The organism is Microbacterium sp. WCS2018Hpa-9, from assembly GCF_031843745.1.
Classification (GTDB): Bacteria; Actinomycetota; Actinomycetes; order Actinomycetales; family Microbacteriaceae; genus Microbacterium.
In genome coordinates, this window is sequence record NZ_JAVTIY010000001.1 from 257,038 (window position 1) to 275,140 (window position 18,103).

Below are 18,103 nucleotides of genomic sequence, written 5' to 3' on the forward strand. Positions count from 1 at the left end.
GCAGAAGAGTACAGCCGGGATGCTGCTACCACCGACGCTGTTGTCTGCGATGGCCCGCCATGCTGACTCGCCTCCTGCCGTGAACGGGTACACGGTGTAGGTGGTCCCGTTCGGAGTTGTAGGCATTACGGTGTCCCCCAGTAGTCCTTCTGTGCGGTCTGGATCGATGCACGGGATGCCGTCTCGTTGGTTGCCCACGCGACGATTTCCTGCACGGTCCCGTTGTAGAAGTTCGACACGCTCGACCCGGCATGTGCACCGAGCCCTGTGCGTACGGGTGAGGTTGCACCGGATCGGGTGGCGGTGAGTGCAGCGTGTGCCGTGGTGTTGTCTTTCCACGTGTTGATTGCTGCTGATGCTTCGGCGTAGAACACCTGATGCTGCGACAGGTCGAATACGTTCGATCCGGTAGCCGCGGCCCCCCACAGTGCTGTGCCCGCGTCGTTCGTGGCTGCGACGTGCAGGTTGGCGGACGACCCGCGAATGGCACGCCAGAAACCGTTGTTGGACGCCGAGCTGGACTCACTGAACACGGTCGCATTGGTGACCGCGTTGGAGTTCGACTTGAGCACTGCTGCCACCGTTGCCGTCGTAGCCGCGAAAAGTCCAGCCGTGGGTGACAGCAAGTAGTCGTCCGTGCCGTCGAACACCACGGCAGGCTTACTGTTCACAACATCCACAACACCCGCGTTCACAATGCGTGGCTGTGCAGCTGTAGTCGCCTGCGTGAAGTGACGTGCACCCGCACCCTGGTCGTACCAAGTGGCGACGTACGCAGACCCAGCACCCGCAAACGTGGTCAGCGCGGTTGTGTCAAGTGCGCCGACCGACGTGAACGAGATGTCCTGTTCCGTGTTATCGCTCGACCGGCGGACGCGAATCGCCGGGCCAGTGTACGAACCCAGCAGACGCCTCAGAGAATGCACCCTGTACGGCGCCGCGAACGAATCGAACGCGCCCGTGAACGGTGAGGTTCCCGTCTCAAGTGCGACCAGGCGGGCGTCCATGTCCAGAACCGCAGCCCGAATGGTCGTCCACGCCGTCAAGAAACCAGGCGATCCGGGAGTACCCGCCGCGGGGATGTCATACGGTCCAGCCATGAGAAGCCTCCTACGCGACGGTGATGGTGGGGGTGACAGTGACTGTCTGCTGACCAGGCAGTACACCAGTCGAAGACAACAGGGCGAACCCTGCAACGAAAGTCGACCCGTTCCAGACACCCAAGTGCGTGTAAGTCCCCGCGGGGACATCGAAGACAACCGGTGAGCCCGTTACCGAACCGTCAGCCGAAGCGCCCGTCCACGTGGTCACCTTGCGCGCGTACGCGGGAGTCCCACCTGTTGCCTCGCTCGTGCCCGTAGTGCCAGGGTCAGCAGTGTGCAGGCTGATGCTGTTCCCGAGGGCGGTGACCGCGAGAGCCGCCGCCTCCTTAGCCGCGTTCGTGAAAGCCATGCTCAGACCTCCGAGTTCTTCGAGGGCACGTTAGGTGCCGTGACAGCGAGTCCGAAGATGCCAGCGAGGAAGCTGGTGACTGCGGTTGCGGGGATGAGCCACTGTGAGAAGTCGAGCTCGACACTCGCACCATCGAGGACGGCGGCAGTGGGGAACACGACCAGCGCGATACCGAGGATCACGTTGGCGACCTTGCGCACACGCGGGTCGGCGACAACAACGTTCGGGGTCTGGCTGGGGATGATGGGGTCACTCATGGGTTTTGTCCTTTCGAGACCGGGAAGCAATGTCGAGTGCGCGGGAAGTCCACAGCACCCAAGTGAGACGGATCGCAGTCAACGCGACCGCACACCAAGTAAGAGGGCGTAGAAGCTCCCGACCGAAATACTCGGCACCAAGCCAACGACCCAGGAACGACAGCAACGCCACAGACAGCAGAGCCACCACGAAATACATCAGTGAACGGCCCGCCTGGGTGAGCCGCCAGTTGAAGAAGATTGCGTATGAGGCCACGAAGATGGCGGTAGCGATCGACGCGAAGATGATCGCAATGTCAGCGATGAGGTCAGTGACCACAAGAAGTTCAGGCATGACCCCTCCGAGTGAATGTGATCTGGATCGACTCACCGAAGTGATTCAGTGTGCGCCGTTCCAACAGGTATGAAGTGAGCCGTGCGATCGCCGGCCCCTGGTTCTCGGCATCCTGCTGATCGCGGGTAGCCTTCGCACGCATCGACTGCGCCTCGAGAATGTCGTCCGGCACAACAACCGTCTCGGTCTTCGGTTTGCGTTCACGCATCATGCACCCCCGCGATCTACGGTTGGTGGTCCTGCGGCTTGCAGGAACGCCTTGACAACCTTGTTCGCATCGATGAGTTCAGTGTTCTGAGCTCGAACCACGGCGTTCACTTCTTCCGTAGCCTTCGCTGTCTGCTTCCACTCGTCACCACGAGCCACCGCATCCGCAGTACGCTGATCCGCCGCCGACAGTTCACGGTCATGTGTCGACTTGGGGATGAGGCGACCCGTGAGGATCATCAACACCACCAGCGCAACGAGACCGACAGCGCCGATGTCACGAACTACCGGGTTCGCGAAGAAGGACAGAACATCCACGCGACCACCCCCTCACCGGACATCCGGCACAACGACCGCATCAGCCTTTGAGCCGATCCCGCGCCCGCTTATCCGCCTCATCGTTGACCTTCTTGGCGATCTCATCCAGGTTGAGCTCGGGAACATCCACGTCGGGGATCTCCACCTTCACCACAGGGGCAGGTGAAAGCACGGCACCCTGCGAACGAATCAGATCGTTCAGGCGCTCCGAAGTCATCGTGACAATCGAACCCAGCACGGGAGGCAGGGTCACAAGAGGCTGACCATCCTTCTGGCGCTGACCATTCACCGCCGCGACCGTCTCGCGGTGCCGGTTGTACTCCGCAGCGCTCTGATAGTTGTATGTCGGACCACCCTCGGGGATCGCGACAACAAGGCCGTCATCACGGCGTGCGTAAATGGTCATCTTGGTGCTCGCTTTCGCTGAGAGTGGTGGGGCTTCCGGCTTCGACAAGCCACCAGCAGGAACCGGATTGAAGATGTTCGGCACGGCGTAATGCCATGCCTCGTTGAAGTTGAAACCCTCGGGCACAAGTCCGTAGTTGCCGGCGTTGCGACGAAGCCAATTCGACCGCGCAGACCCCATCGTGCCGATGCCCGAACCGCCGCTGTCCGCAAGATCCACAGCCGCCGTCGAACCCTGAATCTCATGATTCGAAGTCCCAGGCTGTGCGACAGTTCCAAGCCCACTACGCCGCACATAACGGACGCCGTTCCACCAGCGAACATCCCCGAAAGGACCACTGCCCGAAGACTGTGGCCGGTAACGATCCAGGAAGATTGCCCGCTGCTCCGAGTTCAGCCGGATGCCCTTCGATGAGTCGAGCGTGAGATGGACCCCGAACAGTCGTCGCAAGTCCGCGTCCAGGCGCTCGAGACAATGCTTCATCCAGGGCGTGAGACGCGCGCCGTCCCAGTAGACGTATTCGATGCCACCCATGTCGGCCACCCCGGTTCTCTGCTAAACTGTTGCCAATGGCGAAAGCTCGACCCCTGTTCATGCAGGAGCCGTCTGAAGTTCGAGCTAGAAACCCCCTGGATGCGTGAACGTCCAGGGGGTTTCGTTCTGTCCTTGGTCGTTACAGCGCGCGGTAAGAGAACGTGAAGTAGACGACGTTCGCTCCCGTGCTCGCTGCGGGGAACTGGATCTCCGCACGGTCGTTCGCGATGTCCGCAGAGATAGCGGCAACCACACCGAACTGGGTACCACCAACACCGAACAGATCGGTCGACGCGGACGCGAGATCAGACGCCACGGGAAGAGTCACACCAACCCGTGTTGCCGCAGAAGCCGCCGCAGTAGGAGTCACAGTGACACGACCAGAGACCGTAATCAGGTCACCCGAGCGACGCCAAGTGATCGCACCAGCCGTAGCCGACGCGACGTTCGCAACGCCCGTCACAGTCGGCGTGAAACTGCCGCCCGCAGGATCGTTCAGCGTCTTCCCGAGGGTTCCCGCATCGTACGAACCCGCAACATGCGCGCAGGCGGTGATCGTGGTGCTCCACGTGGCCGCGTACGTATGCGCGGTGCCCTTCACTCGCGCACCAGACACCACAACACCAGTGCAGCCAGCCGCAACAAGGATCGCCGCACCCTCCGTGGACGATGCGCTCGCCAGCAGGTTCGCGTTCTCCACAAGAGGACCAGTGATCGTCGCGTTACGGCCACCGACCGTCCCACCACTCGACGTCTCCGAATACACCCGGATACCGTTACTTCCTGTGTTCTTCACCACGGGCGAAACAAGCGACCAATCAGCGGAGTCAGAGATCGCGATACCGAAGTAGTCCGAAACGCCGTCCACGAGGGGTGCCGTGATCGTGAAAGTGTGGTTCACGCCCTTGCGCCCGTTCACCCAGATGCCGACGAGCTTCGCGGCGTACACCTGAGCGCCGGTGATCGTGAAGTTGTAGCATGCAGCCGCAACGTTCGCAGTGGTTTCACCGGTCACCAGGATCGGGTACTTCGAAATCCCGCCACCATGAATGACCGGGTTGATGATCTGGAAGTCGTGCGATCCGCCCCACTGGTCAATCACACCGTCATGCAGTGCCGCACCCGTAGTGGAAGACACCTCGGCAGACACGCGGTCAATCACGTAGAACGAGCACCCGATCGACGCGACCGCGGCACCCGGCGTCTTCGCGTGAACACGCTCGATCGCATACTGGGTCGAATCAACACAGTGGATCGCCCGCATCCCCGTCGTGAAGACCGTCATACCGGACGCATCCAACATCAGATCACTGATGCGGAACCCGGTCTTGCCAGTCGCGTCGATCTGACGGTGACCAATCCCCGTACCACCCGACGCGAGCACGTCAGCCTTCAGCACCGACCGGCGACCCGCACCCCGCAGATGCACACCCGACGGGATAACGAACGCGTCATTGTGGAGGTACACGCCAGGCGGAACGTACACGGTTCCAGGGTTCAGACCAGCAGCGTTCAGAGCCGTCTGAATCGCACCCTGGTTCTCCGCAGCCGTCTTGGAAGGACTAGCACCGAATACCCGAACGTTGTACACGGGCGCGTCCGCGACCACCGCCGACACCGCCGCGTTCGTCACTGATCCCTGCGCACCGAGATATGTCCCAATCGCCTCATCGGCGGGGACAGCGTTCTGGCCCGGAAGGCCGCGGGGAACCTGGAAGTGAGCATGCTTCACCTCAGACGTGCCCGACATGATCACAGCCGCGCTCTCATCAGCCGGCACCGTCTCCGCAGACGCAGACGCAATCGTGCCAGCCGGCCCCTGCGCACCCGTCTCACCCTTCGGAATCCCGAAAGCGAACGTCCGCGAAGTCGGAGTCCCACCCGCAGTGACCGTCGCCGAGCTCGAAGGCGGGAGTGTCGTAGTCGACACCCCAAGAATCAGCGCGTCGTAACCATCGCGCCCCGGAGCGCCAGAAGCTCCCGTCGCACCAGTGTCACCCTTATCACCCTTAGCACCACGGATGCTGTCAGTAAGTACCCAAGCCATCAGATCCACTCCCTCACTTCATCCGTGACAGGATGAATCCAATAAATCCCCGCCCGATCGACCGGGGGTTGTGTCGTCGCGTACCACACGCGTGTCATTACATTCGGCATCGTCGAGATCGGCCCACCACCCGGCTGCGCAATGAAATCCCACTGCGCCCAACCAATAGGCGTGCCGCCATCCGAATCCAGCCACTCACAACGCAGCGAATACCTGGTCGGAGGAACAACATCAATAGAGGCCGTCAAGTTCACGGCAAACAAACCACCCGACTCAAGCACCACCGGAATCCGCTTCGCAGCAGACGGCCCAGTCGGCGAAAACGCGTCATGCTCCGGCTGAACCCACAACTTCGGGAATGCCGTCATGAAGGGGCCCTCACGAAAATCGGTGAGCTTCCCCGTGTACTCATAAATAGTGAAGTCAGCCATGATGCCCCTTAACGAAAAAAGCGCCCCCATTGGGACGCGAAACCTTTGTGTTCAGATATCAGGACAAGCGGTAGAACTGGCCCGCAAGGTCAACCCACACGCCGCCCACATACCCTCCCGGGACATCGCCAACCGGCTTGGTAGCCATACCCGGAATGCGGATCGTGTTGTTCACGAAGTAGACAATCTGAGCACCAGACGTGAACGTGAACGAATTACTGCCACCATTGATCTGAGACCCACCCAACGTTATGCGGGGGTCCGCATAACTGCTGTCAAGAACGACGTCACCGCCGCCGCCCTGAACCGTGATCTTCCCGCCACCGTTCACGGTCACGTTGCCGCGCTGATCCGTGTTGCCGGTCTGCACCACGTTCCCGGCGATCGTCCCGGCACCGTTAAGATTCCATGGCCCATTCTGCGTCAGAGTTCCCGTGGCCGTGACATTGCCGGCGATCGTCCCGGCGCCATTCATATTCCAAGGACCGTTCTGCGTCAACGTTCCCGTCACGGTGACGTTGCCAGAGATCGTCACGTTGCCCGAGATTGTTCCCGCCCCCGAAAGGTTCCACGGCCCGGATACGGTAAACGAACCCGTCACCGTCGATGTGCCGTTGACAGACAGAGTGCCATTCACGAGCAAAGAGCCACCGCCATCAACACGAATAGTTCCGCCGATAATGCGAATTTGGCCGTCCGTCACCGAAGACTTCTCGAGCGGATTCGCAGACATCAGAACGCGAACCTGCTCTTGCAGCCTACGGAGCTCGGCATACACATCAGAGAGATCGTCAGCCATACGCCTGCACCTCCGGGTTGAGAGTCAAAGAACCATACGAGCCACGCACCGAAACGACACGCTGCCGGTAGATGCCGTCCGCATTCCACCAGTCATCCGCCACGGCCATATCAAGGAGATGTCCAGGCGCCACAAGCTCAGGCGAGAAATCATCTCCCGCATCAACCGAGAGGGACCACTGACGAACCGGATACCGTTCAACCGCGAACGCCTCATCTGCCATCTTCTGCAACGCCACCTGATCACGAATGTCCTTCGCATAACGGAACGAGTCACGAATCGGACGCCCAGCCGGATCACCAGCCCACGCCGTGATCGTGTCCTCGCCATGCCCCTGACCTACATAGAACACACCAGTCAGACGCTTCGACGAATCATCCTTCACCGACACGCCAGTCGCAGCGGGCTTCTCCACACTCAATGGCACATCAATCGCCGATCCGATCGCGATCTGAACCTGCACCAGCATCTGCCATCGCAACCCGTACGACGCTGTGAAGTATGGGCGGAACCCGATCTCGCAGCCGAGATCCTCCACAGCCCGCAGCAGTGACTCACCCGTGACCATCTCGTCACGCCGAATCACCCGCGAGAACGTACCAGGAGCGTCCGCCGACAGGTCAACCAGCGTCGCCCATTCCGTGGCCCACTGAGTCAACCGCGACCAGATCTGCGCAGCCATGCCCGAACGGGTTCGATTCGTGATCGTCAGGTCGCCGCCCGCATAGTTGTTCACACCAAACGTCGACCGCTCGGAAGCGAACGTGCGGATACCTCGCCCAGTGACCGTGAACGTGCCATTCGCCATGTCGTAGTCCACGACCCGGTTGAACGTTGCCGACTCGATGTGGTCACCCCAGGAGACGACGATGATGCGAGTATCCGCGTCGAACAGGTTGTTGAACGCCGCTCGAGCCTCAGCCCGAGTATCGAACCCCTGAGCCTCCGCAATGAACGTCAGCGACGACTCATCAACCCCCGACACTCGAGACGTCCACGTGCCGCCTGACGGATACAGCCTTTGGATGCGCTCACCCGTGAACCAGTCGTGCACCCAGCATTCGCGTGGAGATTCCATCGAACCCCCTAAACGAATGTGTCTCTAACCTTCAAAACCGCTGTAGACGGCCCCGTAAACGTAGAAGCTGCACCGGGAGACACAATCAACGACTGCGCCTTCGAGAAAACGCCAGACTGCAACACCCCGCCACGACGGATGCGAGCATTCGCCGTATCAATCGTGTGCGTCTGACCCGAGCTCAACGCCTGAGTCACAACAAACTGTCGACCAGCGACCGCAAGCGTGTACGGTGCACTTTGTGGCCCCGTCACCACCGCATCAGCAACCGCCCTGAAATTCCCGTAGTGATACACCGGACCAGGCTCGAACGTGTGCGTCTCCCCAAACACCTCAGGGTCAGGACACCACACACCGATCGAATAGGTGGCGATCGTCCCGTACACCTCCCGATGAACCTCAGGCTCATCGTCAAGCTGCACGTCACACCAATGGGTTCCGAACTCTGACTCGATCGTCAACCGCCCGAACTGTCCATCCGCGAGCACCCCTGAGAGTTGAGCGAGCGCATGGTCCTGTTCAGCCGGCGAATCCGTTTCGATGTCGCCACTCCACGTCACAACTCGACCGGTTCGATAACCGCGCTGCTTCTGGGAGCCGTGACCCAGGGGGCGCGGCGAATCGTTGCGCCGCACCCCCGGACCGCCCTTACCAATCCACCCCTGCAACGCATCGCGCGACACAGAGAACCGAGTCGGCCCCGCGTCACCTGAGAAAGTGATATCACCAAGACGAATCTGCATAGATCACTTCCTCAGTTCAGCGTTGATCCCAGCAGCAGACTTGCGAGCGATCTGCGAATCACTGTGCTCCGGCTTCGGGTAGAAGTACTGCTTGACTTCGATCGGACGCTGATCGACCTGAGCCGGAACCTGCGCCGAACCGATACGGTCACCCGGAGTAACCCACGAACCCGACCGAAGTGACGCCCGGTAGGACTCGATACTCGCGTGACCTCCAGCCGCGTCAACCTCAGCCGCAGTCAGTACATGCTCGCCAGGAGCAAGCATCCTGAGCTCCGAGTCGACACCCTTAGCGCCAGGGCCGATTACAGGACCACCCATAGCTTGACCGGGAGGCTTGAGCACCGTCCCCGCGCCCACAACCGTCGTGGTGACGGGTATGTTCAGAGACTTCGGGAGACTGTTGAACGCGTTGTTCAGATCCTGGAGGTTCCACTTAGCCTGAGCCGTCTCGATGAGCATCTGCGTCGTGTGAGCATCCGGCGTAGCGAAGATCTGATCCGCTAGCTTTATGACCTCATCCCGGTTGTAACCGGCACCAGCAGCCGAGTCAATGAACGCCTGACGCTGCGCAGCCAAAGTATCGAGATACTTCTTCGTCGCGTCGTCCGCGTTCATCGTCGTCAGATCGTTCTCATATACAGCCGCCGCAGCATCCTGAGCCTTGCTAGCCACATCTGCAAGAGACGCCGCATTCGCGGCACCCGCCTCCGTAGCCTGGTCCAGAGATAGAACGAAACCGTCAAGAGTCCCTTGAGACTCCTCATAAGCATCCTTCTGCCGCTGCACCTCTTCCGAGATCCCAGACAGAGCAGTCAGCCAGTTCGAGTTAGCCGTCACGGCATCCTGCGCGATGTCGTTAGCCTCGTTGATCTGGTCGATCAGTTCAGACAGGTCAGCCGTCAGATCTGCAACAACTTCCGACTGTTCCATGTACGCATCCGCAGCGGTCTGCGCCGCATCCGCCGAGTCCTCCATCGCATAAGCGAGAAGGGCGGTCATGTCGACCTGGCCCTCTTTGGTCGTCACATCGCGACCCTCAGCATCGGCCAGCTTCACGAGTTCATCGCGGTACGGCTTCATCGCATTCAGAAGATCAATCTGCTCCGACTTCGACAGATCCATCTCTTCAGAAAGCATCCGGAACGACCGAGCCGCAGCCGGAGCATCAGTCTGAGCGAGCTTCGCCATCTCCTCACCCATCGTGGTGAGGACAGCCGAAAGCTGACTCGTCTCACCACGCAGGCCCCGAAGGAAGTCGTTGTTCGCGATGATGTCCAAGTTCTCCTTGAACGCCTTCGTCGTCGACACCGCTTCGTCAAGCCGCGACAAGAACGGCACGGCAGAATCGCCGGCCTCAAACAACTCAGCAGACGACGTCGCATTCTTCAGGACGTTCTGGAACACCTCAGTCGACGTGCGCAACTTCTCTTGAGCAACCGAAAGACCCACAACAGCAGCCGTAGCTGCAATCATCGCGATCCCATACGGGCCAGTCAGGAACTGCCACATAGAGGTCAGAGAGGACTTCGCGCTAGCCCCAGAAATGTTCAGCGTCTCGAGAGCGATCTTCAGTTCGGCAAGTTTCGGAACCGCAAGCAGTGCGCCGCCACCAAGCAGCGCCATCACACCCACCGACGACGTCAGCACAGCAATGACGCCCTGCACAGGATCGGGAAGATCCGTCATGAACCCCGAGAATGCGGCCACTCCATCCGCTGCGGCAGAAACGGCGGGAAGGAACACCTGACCGAAGTCAATCGCCGCATCGCGCACGGCGTTGCCAGCAATCTGAATCTTCGCCTCAGTTGTCTCATACCGCTTAGCCGCTTCTTCCGCCAGGGCGGTGTTCTCATCCCACGCCTCGGAACCAAGCTCCAGCGACTTACGCAGAAGGTCGCCCGAGTTCGCCATGCCAAGCAGCGCCTGAGAGACACGGATGTCGGTCTGACCAAGATTGGTGAGTGTCTGGAAGACGTCACCGCCCTGAGCGTCGATCCGACCCAGTCCTTCCACGAAGGTGGCAATCGCGTCAGCCGGCGCTTCTTTGAAAGACTTCTGAAACTCAGTCGACGAAACGCCCGCAACCTTCGCGAACTCGTCCAGCTTCTCCCCGCCATTGGACACAGACATGGCAATGTCTGTCATGATCCTGGAGATAGCCGATCCGCCAGCCTCAGCCTCAATACCAACCGAAGCCAGAGCGTTCGCGAACCCGAGAACCTCAGACTCCGTCAGACCAACCACGCGGCCAGCACCAGCGATGCGCTGAGCCATCTGCACGATGTCACGCTCAGTCGATGCGCCATCGTTACCCAGTGCCACCAGGGCCGCACCAAGGTTGTCGACATCCTCAGGAGCCGTCTGCATCACGTTCATCAACTGTGCGATCGACGTTGCCGCTTCATCCGCCGACAGGTTCGTCGTCTCCGAAAGGTCGATCATCGTCTTCGTGAAGTCGACGACATCTGCACGAGCGACGCCAAGCTGACCCGCAGCCTCCGCAACCGCAGCAATCTCCTGATGAGTGGCAGGGAGAGTCTGCGCGAGAGAGCGAAGGCCATCTTCGAGCTCGGCCATCTGCTGCTCGTTGCCGTCGACAGTTTTCGTCACGCCTGCCCACGCGGACTCCCAATCGAGAGCCGCCTTGACCGACAGCGCGGTGACAGCGGTCATAGCCGATCCGGTTAGAACAAGACCCTGCCCCAGCCGCTCGAACGCCTGCTTCTTCTGCTCAAGCTTCTCGGCCTCAGTACCAACCGCGCGGGTCGCTCGAGCGGCGTCCAGCATGCCCTTCTCGAAGTCGGAAACCTGGGCCGCAAGGCGAACCTTGACCACTCTTTCAGCCACTTGGCACCTCCGCTGTCGGGGAAAAACCCGCTAAGATCCGGGCATGGAGAACTTCGGAATCGACAACAGCGCCTACGCGTCCAAGTCGAGTCCGCCTGCAAAGGCAGAGCGGAACCCGAATAGCGCCTGGCTGACGACATTTATGGTCGGCCTGACCATCTCTGCCGTCCTCGCAGTGCTAGGTTCCTTCGCTGGTGGGTTGTTGGTCCTGATCGTCGTCATGGCAATAGGGAGTTTCTTCACGATGGGCATAGCTGCCGTCGTGATGTTCCTCACCTCGGGGAAGGGCTAGTCCTTCATCTGCACGCGCCATAGCGTGTCGTGCATCGCATCCTCGCCCCAGCGGCCCTGGTAAGCGTCCTGCTCCCTGCGAAGTCGCTGCGAAGCGAAGTCTGTGATCGGCATTGGAACCGTGAAGGCATCCTTGTTGGCCGGGTCCGTTGCCTCGGACAGCAGAAGGCCATGACTACCCCGTGGGGCATTCTCTGCGCGTCGGGACGCGAGAAGGCGAGCAACCTCCACCGGCGTGAACCGTGACTGTGTTGCCGAAACCGACAGCACCTCGCCGGTCGCACCCACAGTCACCGTCTTCGGTGTCCAACCTCGAAGCTCGCGAACAGTGACATGAAGTTCTCGGGCTAGCTGTGCTTCTTCTTCCGCGAGCCCGCTGAGGCTTTTCCCGCGTCGACGACCAGCCGTTCCGGAGTCCGCTCATGCGCCGCCCACAGAGCAGACGACACATCCTTGCGCCCTGTGGCCGTCAACGCGCCCCACACGGCGGGCCACTTCGAGACCTTCTTGCCCTCAGAATCCTCACGGACCATGTCATCAACCGAATCGCCATCAACCAGCGCGACATTCGGATAGTCGGCCACCAAAGCATCAATGTTGTAGCCAACATTCAGATCACGCATCACATCCGAACGCGGGGGATGCTTCAACGCCAGATCGCGCCAATCCGCACCCGACACAGGCAGAAACCGAACGCCAACCTGCTGGCCGGCAAGAATGACCGGCACCAACTCAGGCTCCGCGTTCTCAACCATCTCCTGCGCCTTAGCCAGCAACGCATCCAGATCCAAAGCCATGACTTACCTCTCACCTTCCTCACCGAAGGGAAACCGTGGGCGAGTCCGGTGAGGGAACCCCGCCCACGGTGGTCGTTGTTACGCGACGATCACAGACTCCGTCAGAATCTCGCCGGTGATCTCAGGGACCATCTGCTTCATCAGTTCGGTGTTCGCGGTCGGAGGCACGTCGGTCGACGTACCAATCCGTGCAGGGATAATCGCGTTCACGATGTCCCCAGCCGCGAAGACGTGATCGTTCGGGTAGCCGAGGATGTGAGCGAAAGCGCCCGCAGTGCCCTTGGCGCCCAGAACAAGCTCGGCGTCAGTCGGCTCCTCGCGGTTGTAGACGTAGCGCGTGGTGAGGGTGTAGTCCTTCGTGCCCTCAAGCTTCAGAGCCTGCGCGAGCGTGTACCGCGTCGACGTGATCGAGTTGATCGTCACCGACAGGTCGAACCCGTCACCCGCAAGACCATAAGTAAGGCGCTTGTTCGCCACGTTGTTCACATCGGCGACCGCCAGAGGCCCACCGGTGTAACCGGGAATCCAAAGGACGATGCCGTTTCCGTCAGAGGCGGTTCCCGCCTGTACTGGCTCATTTGCCATTGTTTCTCCTTGAGGGAATGCCCCTCGGAGGGGCCATGTACTCGAAACACCGGTTGGTGCCCGTGCATGCAAAAAGCCCGCACCATCAGGTACGGGCTTTCGCAGGATTGTGTTCTTACTCGGCGGACTTCGCCTCGAGCTTCTTCGCAGCGGGCTTCTTCGGCTCCACCACCACGTAATCGTCCGGGTACTTCTCCACCAGACGCCTGTCCACGAGGAACTGGGTACGCTTCCCCTTCGCGGAACGAACATTCACAAGATCAGCCATCAGGCCCTCCTCGATTCAGATTTGAAACGGGCTAGCTCGGAAACACCGAACCACTTGTCCTTCTTCGACAGGTTGCATGAAGCGCAAGCTGGGCGAAGGTTCGCAAGAACGTGAGCGCCACCGCGTGACAATGGCTTCACATGATCGAGGTGCTCATACGGGCCGCGGCACATCCAGCATTTACGCCCGTAGTAGTCAAGGCGTGAGGCCAGCTCGCTTGCCGAGAAAGGCAGGGTCGGAGCGTTTCGCATCAAGGCCTTCCGGCGCCAACGACCCGCACGAACCTTGTCCGGATTGCTCTCGTGCCACTCGCGAAGTTTCAACGCTCGGCGTTCCGCATTGTCCGCGGCATACTTGCGCCTACGGGCCAGCAACCTGTCAGGGTTTCGTTCTGCCCACGATCGAGCCAACTCGCGGCATCGATCCGGATTAGCAGCCCGCCACTCGGCGTTTCGTGCGAGATGCCACTCACGCCCGGAAGCGTAGTACTCCCGGTTGTAGGCGAGACGCTGCAAGACCTCATCGGAAGACCGATTAGCGTACCTGTGTTTACGCGCCGCCCGGATCTCTTCCCGGTTCTCGGCGTAGACAGCCCTGGCCTTTTCGATCGCTTCCTCGCGATGACGCAGGTAGTACTCCCGCATGTACTTCTTCTTGCAGGGAGAGCACACGGTGCCCTTCGGCGGGAACGGGCCAGACCCAGAACACTTGCTGCACGTCCTTGCGGTAACATCTACCATGTAGCCACTCCTAAGGTGGTTGCCATGCCCCCGGTCTGTTAGCGCAGATGCGGGGGTCTACTTCGTCGTAGGCTAATTATAGCCGACGGCTAGGACTTTTTGCGCTCTGGAAGCAGTTCAGTCGGGCTGAGACCACGTTTCGAAACTTAGGTCCAGATAGTGCAGGTCGGTCACCGAGTCGTACCGGCCCTTGCCCTCTTCGACACCCGGAACCAGCTTGACCGGGTCGCACCTGCGCCCATCCACGATTGGGACAGCGCCAATCAGCGACAGGACGGCGTCAGCAAGCAGGAGCAATCCGTCAGCGTCAACTGCAACAATCCGCACGTCGTAGCGCCAGCGGGTGCGAGCGGCCAAGTTCTGATGCTCCATGAACCTCAGCTGGAAATCAGCCGGCCCATCAGGAAACAAGATCACGTAGTTCGCGCGAACCGGTGTCCCGTTCGTGATGCGAACGTTCGAGAACACCTTGTTCGACAGGATCGACACGGCGATGAGTAGAGCCCTGAACGCGTTGAAATGAGCGCGCATCGTCACCCCTTCTCAATCGCAGCACGAAGACCATCAAACAGAGCGATCTCGATACCGCGCACGAAGTCTTCCTCGTGCGCCTCAACAGCGTTGCGACCCGCGTGCAGCGGTGGTGCTTTCACTCCGCCAGGAGCTTCTTCAAGGAAACCGGCAGAGCCACCGTTGCGACCAAGATCCGGGCCGATCTCAACCTCGGGGCCAGTCGCAGCATCCTTCTCATCGAAGTCGATCGAGTAAGGGTAAGCGCCTGAGAAACCTTCGCCGCGCGACACCTTCGCACCGGCCCGCCAGTCGCGCTTGATCCCGACCGCTGTCCCCTTCAACGCCTTCTTCACAAACGGCGCAACCTCAGATGGGGCGCCGGTCAAGTCTGAGGCGAGTTCCAAGAACTCGGCGAAATCATCAGCCATCACTCACCTCTATGTCTTTACTATCGTCTTTACAACTGGTATCCTGTAAAGACACCAACCGAACGTCGGAAGGTGCTGGGAAGATGAGGACATGAGCGATCTGAACTTTCACCCTCGAAAGGGCGAACCGTCCGACGCGCAGGTGCAGGAGGTTGCCACGGCAATCCACAACGTCCCCGCCGCGCCGGGAGCAGAGCGTGAGAACAACCTCACCTGGGACGAGGCCAAGTGGTATGCCCGCACCGCTCTACGCGCCGCAGGAGCCGTGGCTGGGGAACCGGAATGGGAGTACGCGCGCGTCTACTACGACGAGGGTGGCAATCCCCAGGTGCGGAAAGTACAGAAGTCTGACATTGACGCCCACCGGCCTGACGGACACCGCTCAGACGGCTCGCCCTACTGGAACTACACCCCACATCGCCGTCGCAAGGCTGGGGCCTGGGCGCCAATCGAACAGAACGGTGCATGATGGGTAGTCTGCAGACTCCGGTGACGAACTTCCGCATCCCCGCCGACATCAAAGCCGCCGCGGTCGCGAAAGCCGAAGCCGAGGGCAAGACCCTCTCCCGCGTCGTCATCGACCTACTCCGCGAATACGCCCGCGACTAACCTAGTTCTGTGAGCGGATACCTATAAGCCGTGACGGCTCCTGCAACAGCCGCACCCTGCACCCGAAACTGACGACCAACCAGCAACGGATCAGAAGAACCCGTCACCAACACCTCGTCATCAGCCCAAAACCGGCCAGTACCAAACGGTACAGACAGATACGGTTCCTGTGCTCCAACCGGAGAACTCGTAGCATCCGAGTTGGACACCTCGCGCGAACCCCAACGGATACGCGCCTTGCCCGTGTAACGCTCCGCCTCGAGCACACGCGTCGGATCACCAGTGACCGGGTCGGTGCCATCTGTGAAACGCCCAACCTGCACCGACTCAGACATGCGCGACTCAGCCTCAGCACGCAGGCCCGGAAGAGCGGAAGCAATGTCCGTACCGAGAGTCATCAGTCCCCCAGTTCGTAGATCGGAACCCCGGCGATGTCGGCACCACACGAGCACCAGTTCGCACCCATCGACAGAGAACACCACGGAAGGTGGATGGTCGCCGAAGCGGGAAGCATGTCAATCGAAAACGCCTTGTTCTCATCCGGCGCCACCAGGCCGAGGATCTTCCACCACTCATCAAGAATGGTGATCCGGCCCTTGCCCGACTGATACGAACGAGAAGTGGTCCCGTCATCAACCGTGATTGAAACTTGCGTGGCATCGTCGGGACGCTTGACGTAAGCAGCAACGGCCTCGCGCACCACATAGTCAAGCTTCGCTTCACTGATCGACTCCACGTCGATCTCAAGTTGTTCAGCCCGATCCTCGATCAGCATCATGGCATCATCGATGTCCATGTCCCACTGCTTCTCAAGGATCGAACCAGGTTCAGGGGCGGCCCTGCCAAGCTTGACCGCGATAATTGCGGGAGTCACTGTCATGACCGCCCCCTTCACTAGTTACTTCTTCGAACGCGGCTTGCGCGCCTTCTGCGAGTCGTCTTCAACCGGTTCCCACTCGGAACCGAGACGTTCGACCTTCTCGTCAGCGACCTGCACGATCGCCCCGGACTTGATGTGTCGAAGGCGAGCCATGATCAGACCAGGTCGTGGATCTTGGCGAATGCGTTGAGATTCGCGATGCCCCAGCCGTAAACAACCTCGGCGCGGAACGCAACCTGGTTCTTACGCTTCAGGTCGCCGCCGCCGTCCGGGTCACCGTACTTGATGACCTCAAGGCCGATCGACTTCTGGACGCCCCAGCGGATGGCCGAGAAGTCTCCGACGAATCCGAGCACCTTCGTGTCAACCGCGAGGACACCGGAGCCGCGAACCGTATTGGAAACCGACGCGCGGTGACCATCGAGCTCGCTGGTCTCAATGCCGAGCCGGAAGCCCGGGTAGAGCTTCTGCTCCGAGTTGATACCGCGGAGCGAAGAGAACTTCGCAGCGTAGGCCGGGTCAAGTGCGATATCGCGGGGAACAAACCCGTCCGCGAGGACAAGGTTGTCTGCCGCGTCAAGGCTGACGTACGGCTTGTCGGCTGCCGCGTACTCAACCAGGTTCGTGGTGTCCGTGAGCCCACCGTTCATGGCGGCAACAACAGCTCCACCGGTCGGGTTGATCTCGTGGAACACGCCGAAGTCGAGCGCACGCGAAAGAGCCGGCTGAATGAGGGCGAGGATCTCATCGATAACCTCGAGCTGACGGTCCTCGTCCGCCCACAGGACTTCCTCGTTGAAACGAAGAGTCTTGTGGAACTTGAACGGCTTGATCGTCTTGCTCGTAGGAACAATGGTCGACGCACCCTTGTCGCCACCCTCAGCGACATACTCTGCCTCGCCGATATCGAACGTCCAAGATTCGCCCTCACCGAACGTCATGGGGGTCTGAGCGGACAGCGTGGACACGGCGGAGCCGTTGCTGATCGCGCCGAGCCAGGGGGTGATCTTCTGCTTCGGGATCGTAAGAGACCCGGTTGCGAATGATGCCATGGTGTTGCCTTTCGTTTAGTCGGGGCGGTTGAACAGGTTCCGCGCGAACTCGCGCATCTCCTCGTCACCGCTACCGCTTGTCTTGTTGACGCCCTCTTTTCGGGCGACATTGCCTGTGCGCTTCTGATCTGCGATCCGCTCAGACAGGCGCTTGGCCTGCGCTTCGAGAGCGTCCGCGTCGGAACCAGTCAGGAAAAGGTCGCGGTCCTCGGCAGTAATGCCGTGACGTGTGGCAATTTCGGATCGCAGCGCGCGGGCTTCCGCCTCCGCATGCTTGGACTCAAGCTCGGCGAGCTTCTGCTCAACCGTCTTCGCGCCCTCCGCTTTCGCCTTCAGGTCGTTGTAATCCGCATACTTCGCTTCGACCCGCGCAATGCGGTCCTTGACGATGCGGTCCACCTCAGCCTGGCTGAGACCCTGTTCCTGCTTCTGCTCGCCACCCTCGGTCGTCGTAGCGGCGTCCGTAGTCGTGGTTTCACTCATT

Annotated in this window: 25 protein-coding genes; 3 read left to right on the plus strand and 22 right to left on the minus strand. The window is 60.4% G+C overall.

The features are described from left to right. Positions 1–125: 125 nt before the first annotated feature. The 11 genes from RQG82_RS01300 to RQG82_RS01350 all read right to left on the minus strand — a co-directional run bounded on the left by RQG82_RS01300 (position 126) and on the right by RQG82_RS01350 (position 11,456). The gene (locus tag RQG82_RS01300) at positions 126–1,100 is read right to left on the minus strand and encodes an arabinofuranosidase catalytic domain-containing protein (RefSeq protein ID WP_311257324.1); all 975 of its coding nucleotides are present in this window, start codon (positions 1,098–1,100) and stop codon (positions 126–128) included. 354 nt (positions 1,101–1,454) lie between these two features. Then, positions 1,455–1,709 carry a hypothetical protein gene (locus RQG82_RS01305; RefSeq protein ID WP_311257325.1) on the minus strand — a complete coding sequence of 85 codons (255 nt, stop codon included), beginning with the start codon at positions 1,707–1,709 and terminating at the stop codon, positions 1,455–1,457. Further along, positions 1,702–2,043, minus strand: a complete 342-nt coding sequence (locus tag RQG82_RS01310; RefSeq protein ID WP_311257326.1) for a hypothetical protein — start codon at positions 2,041–2,043, stop codon at positions 1,702–1,704. Before RQG82_RS01310 ends, RQG82_RS01305 begins: the two co-directional genes overlap by 8 nt. 207 nt (positions 2,044–2,250) lie before the next feature. Further along, positions 2,251–2,568: a hypothetical protein gene (locus RQG82_RS01315; protein ID WP_311257327.1), complete on the minus strand. Its 318-nt coding sequence runs from the start codon at positions 2,566–2,568 to the stop codon at positions 2,251–2,253. A gap of 40 nt (positions 2,569–2,608) precedes the next feature. Beyond that, on the minus strand, positions 2,609–3,508 hold the full coding sequence (locus RQG82_RS01320; protein WP_311257328.1) for a M15 family metallopeptidase: 900 nt from the start codon (positions 3,506–3,508) through the stop codon (positions 2,609–2,611). Between the two features lie 139 nt (positions 3,509–3,647). Then, the gene (locus RQG82_RS01325; protein WP_311257329.1) at positions 3,648–5,258 is read right to left on the minus strand and encodes a glycosyl hydrolase family 28-related protein; all 1,611 of its coding nucleotides are present in this window, start codon (positions 5,256–5,258) and stop codon (positions 3,648–3,650) included. A 296-nt stretch (positions 5,259–5,554) separates the two neighbouring features. After that, positions 5,555–5,986 carry a hypothetical protein gene (locus RQG82_RS01330; protein WP_311257330.1) on the minus strand — a complete coding sequence of 144 codons (432 nt, stop codon included), beginning with the start codon at positions 5,984–5,986 and terminating at the stop codon, positions 5,555–5,557. Positions 5,987–6,044: 58 nt separating this feature from the next. Next, the gene (locus RQG82_RS01335) at positions 6,045–6,785 is read right to left on the minus strand and encodes a hypothetical protein (RefSeq protein WP_311257331.1); all 741 of its coding nucleotides are present in this window, start codon (positions 6,783–6,785) and stop codon (positions 6,045–6,047) included. Continuing rightward, positions 6,778–7,863, minus strand: coding sequence for a hypothetical protein (locus RQG82_RS01340; protein ID WP_311257332.1), 1,086 nt, complete (start codon positions 7,861–7,863; stop codon positions 6,778–6,780). The genes RQG82_RS01335 and RQG82_RS01340 overlap by 8 nt, the downstream gene beginning before the upstream one ends. An 8-nt stretch (positions 7,864–7,871) precedes the next feature. Further along, positions 7,872–8,606, minus strand: a complete 735-nt coding sequence (locus tag RQG82_RS01345) for a hypothetical protein (protein WP_311257333.1) — start codon at positions 8,604–8,606, stop codon at positions 7,872–7,874. Positions 8,607–8,609: 3 nt separating this feature from the next. Next, positions 8,610–11,456, minus strand: a complete 2,847-nt coding sequence (locus RQG82_RS01350) for a phage tail tape measure protein (RefSeq protein WP_311257334.1) — start codon at positions 11,454–11,456, stop codon at positions 8,610–8,612. A 43-nt stretch (positions 11,457–11,499) separates the two neighbouring features. On the opposite strand from RQG82_RS01350, the gene RQG82_RS01355 reads away from it, so the two are divergent. Then, positions 11,500–11,748: a hypothetical protein gene (locus RQG82_RS01355; RefSeq protein ID WP_311257335.1), complete on the plus strand. Its 249-nt coding sequence runs from the start codon at positions 11,500–11,502 to the stop codon at positions 11,746–11,748. A 346-nt stretch (positions 11,749–12,094) separates the two neighbouring features. Here RQG82_RS01355 and RQG82_RS01360 read toward each other — a convergent pair whose 3' ends face one another. The 6 genes from RQG82_RS01360 to RQG82_RS01385 all read right to left on the minus strand — a co-directional run bounded on the left by RQG82_RS01360 (position 12,095) and on the right by RQG82_RS01385 (position 15,078). Beyond that, on the minus strand, positions 12,095–12,544 hold the full coding sequence (locus tag RQG82_RS01360) for a hypothetical protein (protein ID WP_311257336.1): 450 nt from the start codon (positions 12,542–12,544) through the stop codon (positions 12,095–12,097). Between the two features lie 78 nt (positions 12,545–12,622). Next, entirely contained in the window at positions 12,623–13,129 is a 507-nt protein-coding gene (locus tag RQG82_RS01365; protein WP_311257337.1) for a hypothetical protein, read from the minus strand. A gap of 115 nt (positions 13,130–13,244) precedes the next feature. After that, complete coding sequence (locus RQG82_RS01370; protein WP_311257338.1) at positions 13,245–13,397, minus strand: hypothetical protein; 153 nt, start codon at positions 13,395–13,397, stop codon at positions 13,245–13,247. Next, entirely contained in the window at positions 13,397–14,041 is a 645-nt protein-coding gene (locus RQG82_RS01375; RefSeq protein WP_311257339.1) for an HNH endonuclease, read from the minus strand. The genes RQG82_RS01370 and RQG82_RS01375 overlap by 1 nt, the downstream gene beginning before the upstream one ends. 213 nt (positions 14,042–14,254) lie before the next feature. Further along, positions 14,255–14,668: a hypothetical protein gene (locus tag RQG82_RS01380; protein ID WP_311257340.1), complete on the minus strand. Its 414-nt coding sequence runs from the start codon at positions 14,666–14,668 to the stop codon at positions 14,255–14,257. Between the two features lie 2 nt (positions 14,669–14,670). Next, a complete protein-coding gene (locus RQG82_RS01385; protein WP_311257341.1) occupies positions 14,671–15,078 on the minus strand; it encodes a hypothetical protein in 408 nt (135 codons plus the stop codon). A gap of 91 nt (positions 15,079–15,169) precedes the next feature. On the opposite strand from RQG82_RS01385, the gene RQG82_RS01390 reads away from it, so the two are divergent. Beyond that, positions 15,170–15,547 carry a hypothetical protein gene (locus RQG82_RS01390; RefSeq protein WP_311257342.1) on the plus strand — a complete coding sequence of 126 codons (378 nt, stop codon included), beginning with the start codon at positions 15,170–15,172 and terminating at the stop codon, positions 15,545–15,547. Continuing rightward, positions 15,544–15,687 carry a hypothetical protein gene (locus RQG82_RS01395; RefSeq protein ID WP_311257343.1) on the plus strand — a complete coding sequence of 48 codons (144 nt, stop codon included), beginning with the start codon at positions 15,544–15,546 and terminating at the stop codon, positions 15,685–15,687. The genes RQG82_RS01390 and RQG82_RS01395 overlap by 4 nt, the downstream gene beginning before the upstream one ends. Here RQG82_RS01395 and RQG82_RS20120 read toward each other — a convergent pair. The 5 genes from RQG82_RS20120 to RQG82_RS01415 are packed head-to-tail and all read right to left on the minus strand — an operon-like array spanning position 15,684 to position 18,102. Then, a complete protein-coding gene (locus RQG82_RS20120) occupies positions 15,684–16,085 on the minus strand; it encodes a DUF6093 family protein (RefSeq protein ID WP_396653533.1) in 402 nt (133 codons plus the stop codon). The two genes, RQG82_RS01395 and RQG82_RS20120, sit on opposite strands and share 4 nt — an antisense overlap. After that, positions 16,085–16,567: a Gp19/Gp15/Gp42 family protein gene (locus RQG82_RS01400; RefSeq protein WP_311257344.1), complete on the minus strand. Its 483-nt coding sequence runs from the start codon at positions 16,565–16,567 to the stop codon at positions 16,085–16,087. The genes RQG82_RS20120 and RQG82_RS01400 overlap by 1 nt, the downstream gene beginning before the upstream one ends. An 18-nt stretch (positions 16,568–16,585) precedes the next feature. Beyond that, positions 16,586–16,720 carry a hypothetical protein gene (locus RQG82_RS01405; protein WP_311257345.1) on the minus strand — a complete coding sequence of 45 codons (135 nt, stop codon included), beginning with the start codon at positions 16,718–16,720 and terminating at the stop codon, positions 16,586–16,588. A 2-nt stretch (positions 16,721–16,722) separates the two neighbouring features. Beyond that, on the minus strand, positions 16,723–17,619 hold the full coding sequence (locus RQG82_RS01410; protein ID WP_311257346.1) for a phage major capsid protein: 897 nt from the start codon (positions 17,617–17,619) through the stop codon (positions 16,723–16,725). Between the two features lie 15 nt (positions 17,620–17,634). Next, entirely contained in the window at positions 17,635–18,102 is a 468-nt protein-coding gene (locus RQG82_RS01415; RefSeq protein WP_311257347.1) for a hypothetical protein, read from the minus strand. Position 18,103 lies beyond the last annotated feature (1 nt).

Coding starts and splice junctions, on each gene's coding strand:
- RQG82_RS01360 (WP_311257336.1), bottom strand. CDS start 12,544: ATGGCTTTGGATCTGGATGCGTTGCTGGCTAAGGCGCAGGAGATGGTT.
- RQG82_RS01385 (WP_311257341.1), bottom strand. CDS start 15,078: ATGGCTGATGATTTCGCCGAGTTCTTGGAACTCGCCTCAGACTTGACC.
- RQG82_RS01340 (WP_311257332.1), bottom strand. CDS start 7,863: ATGGAATCTCCACGCGAATGCTGGGTGCACGACTGGTTCACGGGTGAG.
- RQG82_RS01405 (WP_311257345.1), bottom strand. CDS start 16,720: ATGGCTCGCCTTCGACACATCAAGTCCGGGGCGATCGTGCAGGTCGCT.
- RQG82_RS01375 (WP_311257339.1), bottom strand. CDS start 14,041: ATGCGGGAGTACTACCTGCGTCATCGCGAGGAAGCGATCGAAAAGGCC.
- RQG82_RS01410 (WP_311257346.1), bottom strand. CDS start 17,619: ATGGCATCATTCGCAACCGGGTCTCTTACGATCCCGAAGCAGAAGATC.
- RQG82_RS01395 (WP_311257343.1), top strand. CDS start 15,544: ATGATGGGTAGTCTGCAGACTCCGGTGACGAACTTCCGCATCCCCGCC.
- RQG82_RS01345 (WP_311257333.1), bottom strand. CDS start 8,606: ATGCAGATTCGTCTTGGTGATATCACTTTCTCAGGTGACGCGGGGCCG.
- RQG82_RS01370 (WP_311257338.1), bottom strand. CDS start 13,397: ATGGCTGATCTTGTGAATGTTCGTTCCGCGAAGGGGAAGCGTACCCAG.
- RQG82_RS01335 (WP_311257331.1), bottom strand. CDS start 6,785: ATGGCTGACGATCTCTCTGATGTGTATGCCGAGCTCCGTAGGCTGCAA.
- RQG82_RS01380 (WP_311257340.1), bottom strand. CDS start 14,668: ATGCGCGCTCATTTCAACGCGTTCAGGGCTCTACTCATCGCCGTGTCG.
- RQG82_RS01325 (WP_311257329.1), bottom strand. CDS start 5,258: ATGTCGGGCACGTCTGAGGTGAAGCATGCTCACTTCCAGGTTCCCCGC.
- RQG82_RS01365 (WP_311257337.1), bottom strand. CDS start 13,129: ATGGCAAATGAGCCAGTACAGGCGGGAACCGCCTCTGACGGAAACGGC.
- RQG82_RS01310 (WP_311257326.1), bottom strand. CDS start 2,043: ATGCCTGAACTTCTTGTGGTCACTGACCTCATCGCTGACATTGCGATC.
- RQG82_RS01330 (WP_311257330.1), bottom strand. CDS start 5,986: ATGGCTGACTTCACTATTTATGAGTACACGGGGAAGCTCACCGATTTT.
- RQG82_RS01400 (WP_311257344.1), bottom strand. CDS start 16,567: ATGACAGTGACTCCCGCAATTATCGCGGTCAAGCTTGGCAGGGCCGCC.
- RQG82_RS01300 (WP_311257324.1), bottom strand. CDS start 1,100: ATGGCTGGACCGTATGACATCCCCGCGGCGGGTACTCCCGGATCGCCT.
- RQG82_RS01305 (WP_311257325.1), bottom strand. CDS start 1,709: ATGAGTGACCCCATCATCCCCAGCCAGACCCCGAACGTTGTTGTCGCC.
- RQG82_RS01390 (WP_311257342.1), top strand. CDS start 15,170: ATGAGCGATCTGAACTTTCACCCTCGAAAGGGCGAACCGTCCGACGCG.
- RQG82_RS20120 (WP_396653533.1), bottom strand. CDS start 16,085: ATGACTCTCGGTACGGACATTGCTTCCGCTCTTCCGGGCCTGCGTGCT.
- RQG82_RS01355 (WP_311257335.1), top strand. CDS start 11,500: ATGGAGAACTTCGGAATCGACAACAGCGCCTACGCGTCCAAGTCGAGT.
- RQG82_RS01415 (WP_311257347.1), bottom strand. CDS start 18,102: ATGAGTGAAACCACGACTACGGACGCCGCTACGACGACCGAGGGTGGC.
- RQG82_RS01320 (WP_311257328.1), bottom strand. CDS start 3,508: ATGGGTGGCATCGAATACGTCTACTGGGACGGCGCGCGTCTCACGCCC.